Below are 8,116 nucleotides of genomic sequence, written 5' to 3'. Positions count from 1 at the left end.
CACTTGTCGCCGCCCGAGGAGACACCCCACCACGGCACCGACCCCCACCACACACCAACCCCACACGACCACCGGCCGAAACCAAGAACCACGCGACGCCAGCCGCACCGCACCGCAACCACACACCGCGCCGAAGCCACCCACCCGCACCCGAAAAACGCCGCCAAGCCACCCCACTGCGTGAAGCGGCACAAAAATCAGCGCGGGACCCTACAGCGCCCACCACACCGGCGAACCGTCCCGCGCAACCACCCCGTGAAGCGGACCCCCGTCGATACTGGAGGCATGAAGCCCTCGACGGCCCAGAAGCCCGCGTCGTCGTCGACGCGTACCGCCACCGTTCTCGTGGTCGAGGACGAACCGAGCATCGCGGACGTCCTCGCGATCACCCTCCGCTTCCACGGCTTCGAAGTGGTGACCGCAGCAGGCGCCCAGGCCGCCGTCGAGGCCGCCCGCGCGGCGCGGCCCGACGCGGTGCTGCTCGACATCGCGCTGCCCGACGGCGACGGACGGCAAGTCTGCCGCGTGCTGCGCGCCGAACACGCCGATCTCGCCGTCGTGTTCCTCACAGCGCGCGACGCGCCGGCGGAGGTCGTCCAGGGCCTGACGCTGGGCGGCGACGACTACATCACCAAGCCGTTCAACGTCGACGAGGTGGTCGCACGGCTGCACGCCGTCCTGCGCCGCACCCGCGCCGCCACGGCACGCGGCGCGGACCGCGCGGACCGCGCGGACCGCCCCGCCTCCCCCGAACGCCCGCCCGTGCTGCGGCACGGCGACCTGGAGCTGGACGAGGCCACGTACACGGTGCGGCGCGGCGGGCGTTCGGCGGATCTGACGCCGACGGAGTTCGCGCTGCTGCGCCACCTCGTGCGGCACGCGGACCGCATCGTGCCGAAGGAACAGTTGCTGCGGGACGTGTGGCGCTACGAGCACACCGTCGAGTCGACGGTCGTGGAGACGTACATCAGCTATCTGCGCCGCAAGCTGGACCCCCTCGGCCCGCCCCTGATACGTACGCGCAGAGGCGTCGGCTACGGCCTGCGCCCCTGCGAGGACCAGGGCACGGGCGCCCCATGAGGCCGCCCCGGATACGCGTGCCCCGGATACCGTCGCGCCGGGCGCGGCGCCCCGGATCGCTGCGCGCCAAGCTGACCCTGAGCGGCATCGCCATGCTCGCCACGGGCATCGTCGTCGCGACGTGCATCAGCCTGGTCGGCGTCAAGCACTATCTGATGTCCGCGATCGACGCCGACCTGCTGCGCACCCGCGACGGCATCGAGCAGGCGCGCCCCACGGCTGACCGTATCGCCGCGATCGGCACCGTCGCCAAGCTGAACGGCACCCTGAGCCCGGACGATCTGGGCCACGCGACGGGCGGCACGCTGCTGTTCGCCGCGATCGGCGCGGACGGCGAGGCCACGAAGGTGGCCGGTATCAGGACGGACGCGCGGCAGCGCGCCCTGGCCGCTGCCGTGACCGATCCGGCCGCGCTGGTGAACGCCTCGCAGCCGCGCGACGTGCATGTGGACGGCAGGCTCCACCGGGCCACGGCGGTGCGGCTGGGCGACGGGCAACTGGTGGTGCTGGCCTCGTCGGTGAGCAGCGTGCACAAGGTGATGGCGAAGGTGGTGCGGCTCGAACTCGCCGTCGGTGTGGTGCTGATGGCCGGGCTGGGCACGGCGTCGTTCTTCGGGGCGCGGCGTCGGCTGCGTCCGCTGGAGGACATGGTCGAGACGGCCTCCGCCATCGCGGAGGGCTCCCCGGACGGGGAGGAGGGCCCCGACGGGCTCGGCCTGTCCCGCAGGGTCGCGGCGCCGCCGGACAAGCACTCGGTGAGCGAGGTCGAGCAGCTTCGTCTGGCGCTCAACGCGATGCTGCACCAGGTCGAGGCGGCCTTCCTGACCCGCGAGCACGCGGCGGCCCAGTTGCGCCGCTTCGTCGCGGACGCCTCGCACGAGCTGCGGACGCCCCTCGCGGCGATCCGCGGCTACCTCCAGTTGTACGAGCGCGGCATGCTCACGGAGGACGAGGAGCGGACGCGGGCGCTGGCCCGTATGACGGCCGAGTCGGAGCGGATGGCCCGTCTGGTGGACGAACTGCTGGCCCTGGCCCGGCTCGACCAGCGTCCCGAGCTGCGGCCACGGGCCGTGGACGTGGCGCGGCTCGCGGAGGAGTCGCTGGCGGATCTGTCGGCGCAGCAGCCCGAGCGGCCCGTCGAGCTGACGGTGGACCCCCGCTCGGTCGGTGAGGGCGAGGGGTGCGTGGCGCTCGCGGACGAGGCGGTGCTGCGGCAGGTGGTGGGCAACCTCGTGGCGAACGTCCGCGTCCACACCCCCGTCGCGGCCCGGCTCGGCGTCTCCGTGACCCGCGTACCCGCCGAGGACGGGCACGAGGGCCGGGACCGCGACGGCCGGGACGGCGGCGACGAGGACGCCGGGGCGCGCGGCCCCCTCGACGGGGAGCGGATCGTGCTGCGCGTGGCCGACGAGGGCCCCGGCATGGCCCCGCAGGACGCGGCCCGTATCTTCGACCGCTTCTTCCGTACGGGCTCGGCCCAGGGCAGCGGCCTGGGCATGTCCGTCGTACGGGCAGGTGCGGAGGCGCAGGGCGGCACCGTCCACGTCGCGACGGCGCCGGGCGCCGGGCTCGCCGTGACGGTGACGCTCCCGGCGGCGCCCCACGGCGGTCCCCCGGACGGGGAGGAGCCCGGGAACGGCTCCGGGGAGAGCGGTCAGGCCCGCTTGGCGGCCAGCCGCACGATGGTCACGTCCGACTCGGCCCCCACCCGCACGGGCGGCCCCCACGCACCGGCGCCGCGCGTGACGTAGAGCTGTGTGTCGCCGTAGCGCTCCAGGCCCGCGACGGTGGGGTTGGCGAGGCCCGCCAGGTACTCGCCGGGCCACATCTGGCCGCCGTGGGTGTGCCCGGAGAGCTGGAGGTCCACGCCGTGGTCGACGGCCTCGTGGATCTGCACGGGCTGGTGCGCCAGGAGGACCGAGGCCCGCGAGGTGTCGCGGTCGCCGAGGGCGCGCGCGAAGTCGGGCCCTTCGCCGGTGTCCTCGCCCGCGACGTCGTTGACGCCCGCGAGGTCGAAGCCCGGCAGCTCCTTGCGGGCGTTCTCCAGCGGCTCGATGCCCAGTTCCCGCACGTGGTCGACCCACTCGGCCGCGTCGCCGAAGTATTCGTGGTTGCCGGTGACGAAGAAGGACCCGTGCCGGGAGCGCAGGTTGCGCAGGGGCTCGGCTGCCGGGCCGAGGTCGGCGACGGAGCCGTCGACCATGTCGCCGACGATGGCCACGAGGTCGGGCTGCGCGCTGTTGATCGTCTCGACGATGCGCTGGGTGTGGGAGCGGCCGAGGATCGGGCCGAGGTGGATGTCGCTGACGACGGCGATGCGGTAGCCGTGCGCCTGGCGGGGCAGCTTGGCCAGCGGGACGGTGACCCGCTTGAGCGTGGGGCCGTTCAGCACGCCGTACGCGCCGCCCGCCACGGTGGCGCCGCCCACGAGGGCGGCTCCGACGGCGACCGTACGGGCGACGAAGAGCCGTCGCGAGGGCCCCGCGCCAGCCGTGTCCGCGCCCGCGTCCGTACCCGTGTCCGCGCTTCCGCCTCCGGCGCCCTTGTCCTGGCCGCCCGTGCCGCCCGCTCCGGCGGAGGGCGCCCGCGTGCTGCCGGTGCCGATGCCGATGCCGCCGCTCGCGGAGCCGTCGGCTCCGTCGCCCGTCTCCCGGGCCTCGTCCAGGACCGTGGCCGTGGAGGCGACCGGCTCGCGGTCGTCCTCCTCGTCCCGTACGGCGAGCGCTCCGGCCTGCCCGTCCGCCTCCGTCGCGGAACCGGAACCGGAACCGGAACCGGCCCCTGAACCGCCGACCGTCGCCGGGGCACCCATGGCCGCGCCGACCGCGAGCCCCGCCTCACGGGGTGCCGGAGCGGCGGCGCCCGCGTCGGCGCCCTCCCCCACGCCGACGCGCCCCGCACCCGCACCCGCGCCAGTACCCGTACCCGCACCCCGAGCCGCGTCGCGCCGCTCCAGGAAGCGCCGCAGCAGGGGCCGCACGGCCTCGCCGACCAGCAGGGACAGCAGCAGATAGATCAGCAGCGCGAGCCACAGATAGCCGGGCCAGGCCAGCACCCGCTCGACGGCGAAGGGCGCTCCGCCCCGGCCCGCGGTGAAGGTGGCGACGACGAGCAGCGGCATCGCGAACGCCAGGACCGTGCCCGTACGGCGCCAGACACCGCCCGGTGCGGAGACGTCCCGCACGAGGCGGCGCCACAGATACCAGTGCGCGCCGACGACCACGCAGATCATCACGAGCGGAATCACGACGAACACGGCCCTTGCCACCCCTTACTCCCCGGACGACGTGCGCCGGAGAGCTCTCAGCCCCCGGAAACCAATGGTGCCGATCGCCGTGCCCAGGACGAAGGACGTGATGGCGAGCAGCAGATGCACCCAAAAGTAACCCGTGGGATCGCCCGCATCGTCGAATGCGAGCCCGCTGCCGTCCTTCCACAAGTTTTTGACAAAGGTGATCCAGATAAACCAGGACCAAACGCCAAAAGCGAGGAGGAACCAGGACACAGGGCGGCTGAGGGTGAGGGCGTGCGCGGGGCGCCCCCCGGAAGTCTGGGGCATGCGTCAAGTATGGCCATCGGGCTAAGACGGTCGCCGGGAGGGGCTACCCCGCCCACCAGTTGGGCTCCCCGCGGCTCCCGCCCGGGGCGTACGCCCTGTACTTTCGGCAGGGTGCCCACTTCTTTTCATACCGGTCGTACCGGCCGTACCGGTCGCGCCGCGCTCGTCGCGGTCTCGACGGCCGCAATGCTGCTGCCCGCCTCGCTCACCACCGCCGCACACGCCGATGAGGCGGACGGCAAGGGCAAGGAGCCCAAGCCACCAGCCCGCACGTCCTCGCTGGGCGGAGCACAGCTCGGCCTCCCCGGTACCAAGGTCGATCCCAAGGCGGGGGCCGGGGCGCCCGAGCTGCCGAAAAAGCTGACCGGCCGGTCCTGGATCGTCTCCGACGCGGAGACGGGGAAGGTGTACGCGGCCCACAACGCGCACTGGAAGCTGGCGCCCGCCAGCACCCTGAAGATGCTCTTCGCGGACACGGTGCTGCCGAAGTTCGAGAAGACGCAGGAGCACAAGGTGCTCCCCTCCGATCTGAAGGGCATGGGCGCGGGCAGCAGCCTCGTCGGCGTCAAGGAGGGCCAGACCTACTCCGTCCACGACCTGTGGCTCGGCGTCTTCCTCCGCTCCGGCAACGACGCGGTCCATGTGCTCTCCGCCATGAACGGCGGCAAGGCGAAGACCGTGCGCGAGATGAACGCGCACGCCCGTGAGCTGCAAGCCATGGACACCCATGCCGTGAGCCCCGACGGCTACGACATGAAGGGCCAGGTCTCCTCCGCCTACGACCTGACGCTCTTCGCCCGCTCCGGACTCCAGAAGGCCGACTTCCGCGAGTACGCCTCGACGGCGAACGCGAAGTTCCCCGGCGTCGCGAAGAAGGGCAAGAAGCGCGAGAGCTTCGAGATCCAGAACACCAACCGCCTGCTGACCGGCGACGTGGGCCTGAAGCCGTATCCGGGCATCGCGGGCGTCAAGAACGGCAGCACGACGAACGCGGGCAGCACCTTCACCGGAGTGGCCCAGCAGGGCGACAGGGTGCTGCTGGTGACCGTGATGCACCCGAAGACGGAGGAGTCCCTGGCGGTCTACAAGGAGACGGCCAGGCTCTTCGACTGGGGCTTCGCCGCCGCCGACAAGGTGAACCCGGTCGGCGACCTCGTCCCGCCGAGGAGCGAGGAGAGCACCGCTCCCCCCGGCGACGCCAAGGGCGGCGACAAGGAGGGCCAGGCGGGCGGCGCCGGAGCGAGCGACAGCGCGAGCGCGGAGTCCTCGGGCGGCGCGGGCGTGGCCCTGGGCATCACCGCGGGCGTTCTCGTCCTGCTGGCCATGGTCGCGTACGCGGTGCACCGTCGCTGGCCGCTGTCCGATCTGTCGCGGCTGCGGCGGCGCCCGCCGCAGGGCTGACGGGGCCGCTGGGACCGGGGGCGGCGCGGGTGGGGCCGGGCGCCGCCGCCGGTCCGCCGCTCCCGGCGCCGCCCGCGCCACCCGCGTCCCCGGCCCCGTCTCCGTCTCCGTCACGCTGTTCCGCCGCCTCCGCCTCCGCCAGGACAGCGGCGCTGCGGCTCGGTGCCGCCGTCCACGCGGCGCAGAACAGCAGCAGCTTGGCCATGAAGCTGATCCACAGCAGCAGCGCGACGGGGACACCGAAGGCGCCGTACATGCTCTTGGCCGCCACGCCCTTCAGATAGCCGCCGAGCAGGAGCTTCAGCAGTTCAAAGCCGACGGCTCCGGTCAGACACGCGACGACCGTCTCGCGGCGCGGCGGGCGGACGCCGGGCAGCAGCGTCAGCATGTAGGCCAGCAGCACGAAGTTCGCGGCGCCCGCCGCCGCGTAGGCCGCCGTACGCAGCAGTACGGTGCCGAGGCCGCCCTCGACCAGGCCCATCCGCTCCGCGACCCAGCTCACGGCGGTCACCGAGAAAGCCGAGCCGCCCAGCGAGACGAGCCCCACGGCGCCGAGCCCGACCAGCGCGCCGAGGTCCTTGGCCTTGAGGAGGAACGGGTTGCCCGGGTCCTCCTCAAGGTCCCACAGGGCGCGCAGGCTCTCCCGCAGCGAGCCGACCCAGCCGGCCCCGGTGAACAGCAGCAGCGCGCCCGCGACGACGCCGACGGTGCCCGCGTGGTCGACCAGCGACTGGAGGTCCAGCTCGTCGGCGAGGCCGGGGAACTGGTCGGCTGTCCACTGCCGCACGCTGTCCATCTGCGCGTCGGAGAGGAGCGCGGCCCCGATGGCGGCGCCGACGGCCAGCATCGGGAACAGGGCCAGGAAGCTGGTGAAGGTGATGGCCGCGGCCAGGCGCGTCCACTTGCGCGCTTCCAGGTGCTCGTACACGCGCCATACGCGCGTACGGAAGAGCCATGCCGCCGCGGGGCCGATCACCGGCAGTCTGGTGAGCCAGTCCATGTCCACCACCTGTCGTCGCGCTGTCGTCGCGCTGCGTTCCGCTTCCGTCGGTTGCTCATCGCCTCACCGTCCCGGAAGCCTAGGCGCGCTCACCCCCGGTGCCGGGCAGGCCCGCCGGGTGGCGGGTTACCCGGCTTTCCCTGGTCACACGGCCGCGCGGGCATGGGAAAGCGGTGGCGAAGAGAGGCGGGGGACCACTCGCGGGCGCCGCCGCGCGCGGGGCGCACGGGTGAGGCTCAGGGGCGGGAAGGGTTCAGCGCAGCGGGGCGAACGAGGCGTCCGGGCCGCACGCGGGCGAGGGGTGCGGGGCCTGACGGGGCACGCCCATCAGCCGTGCTCCTTTGTCAGCGCATCCCGGTGCCGCTCCGGCCTGACCGGCCGCTCCCGCTCCCGCTCCTGTGCCCGTGCCCGCGCCCGTCCGGTCGTTCTCAGCGGGCGATCCGGGGTGGCCGGACTGTCCCGCCCGCCCCTGCTGCCCCTGCTGCCCCGACTGGTCACGGTCGCCGAAGGCGAACTCGCGCTGGAGCCGCCACACGAGGTCCTCGCCCTGCTCGTAGAGCGCGAAGCCCGTGGCCGTCCAGGACGCCTCGAAGTCGGCCAGCTCGGCGTACGCCTTGTCCATGGCCTCGTCGGAGATGCCGTGCGCGACGGTGACGTGCGGGTGGTACGGGAAGTGCAGCTCCCGCACCAGCGGACCCTCGGGGGCCCGCACCCGCTCCTGGAGCCAGGAGCAGGCGGAGCCGCCCTCGACGACCTGCACGAAGACCACGGGCGACAGCGGCCGGAACGTGTCGGTGCCGGACAGCCGCAGCGGGAAGGCCCGCCCGGCGGCGGCGACCGACGCGAGGTGCGCCTCGATGTCGGGCCGCCTCCCGGCCTCGACCTCGGTCGGCGGGAGAAGCGTGATGTGCGTGGGAATGCCGTGGGCCGCGGGATCACCGAAGCCCGCGCGCCGCTCCTGGAGCAGGCTGCCGTACGGCTCCGGGACCGCGATGGAAACACCGAGCGTGACGGTCCCCACCTCGTCCTCCCTCCTCTGCTTGCCTCGTACCTCGTGCCTTGTGCCTTGTAGCGTG

Annotated in this window: 6 protein-coding genes and 1 pseudogene; 3 read left to right on the top strand and 4 right to left on the bottom strand. The window is 73.4% G+C overall.

Translation table 11 applies throughout. The annotated features are described in order from the left end of the window. The first annotated feature begins 285 nt into the window (after window positions 1–285). Complete coding sequence (locus ACWGJ2_RS36505; RefSeq protein WP_453350673.1) at window positions 286–1,080, top strand: response regulator transcription factor; 795 nt, start codon at window positions 286–288, stop codon at window positions 1,078–1,080. Window positions 1,081–1,097: 17 nt separating this feature from the next. Further along, a complete protein-coding gene (locus ACWGJ2_RS36500; protein ID WP_453350672.1) occupies window positions 1,098–2,831 on the top strand; it encodes a sensor histidine kinase in 1,734 nt (577 codons plus the stop codon). On the opposite strand, the gene ACWGJ2_RS36495 is transcribed toward ACWGJ2_RS36500, so the two are convergent. Together ACWGJ2_RS36495 and ACWGJ2_RS36490 are read right to left on the bottom strand one after the other, a co-directional pair. Next, complete coding sequence (locus ACWGJ2_RS36495; RefSeq protein WP_453350671.1) at window positions 2,735–4,348, bottom strand: metallophosphoesterase; 1,614 nt, start codon at window positions 4,346–4,348, stop codon at window positions 2,735–2,737. The genes ACWGJ2_RS36500 and ACWGJ2_RS36495 overlap by 97 nt on opposite strands. A 3-nt stretch (window positions 4,349–4,351) precedes the next feature. Then, entirely contained in the window at window positions 4,352–4,639 is a 288-nt protein-coding gene (locus tag ACWGJ2_RS36490) for an SCO4848 family membrane protein (protein ID WP_453350670.1), read from the bottom strand. Between the two features lie 186 nt (window positions 4,640–4,825). Here ACWGJ2_RS36490 and ACWGJ2_RS36485 point away from each other — a divergent pair, with 186 nt between their 5' ends. Further along, window positions 4,826–6,040 (top strand): D-alanyl-D-alanine carboxypeptidase family protein, encoded by a 1,215-nt coding sequence (locus ACWGJ2_RS36485; RefSeq protein WP_453350675.1) that lies wholly within the window; start codon window positions 4,826–4,828, stop codon window positions 6,038–6,040. Here the strand turns inward: ACWGJ2_RS36485 and ACWGJ2_RS36480 are convergent. Both ACWGJ2_RS36480 and ACWGJ2_RS36475 read right to left on the bottom strand, forming a co-directional pair. Then, entirely contained in the window at window positions 5,934–7,040 is a 1,107-nt protein-coding gene (locus tag ACWGJ2_RS36480; protein WP_453350669.1) for a YihY/virulence factor BrkB family protein, read from the bottom strand. The two genes, ACWGJ2_RS36485 and ACWGJ2_RS36480, sit on opposite strands and share 107 nt — an antisense overlap. 502 nt (window positions 7,041–7,542) lie before the next feature. Then, window positions 7,543–8,061 (bottom strand): annotated as a pseudogene (locus ACWGJ2_RS36475) (2'-5' RNA ligase family protein); the annotation flags it as partial. Between the last annotated feature and the right edge of the window lie 55 nt (window positions 8,062–8,116).

The organism is Streptomyces sp. NPDC054796, assembly GCF_053611545.1.
Note: the sequence above shows the minus strand (reverse complement) of the source record. Positions and strands in the feature narration are given on the sequence as shown.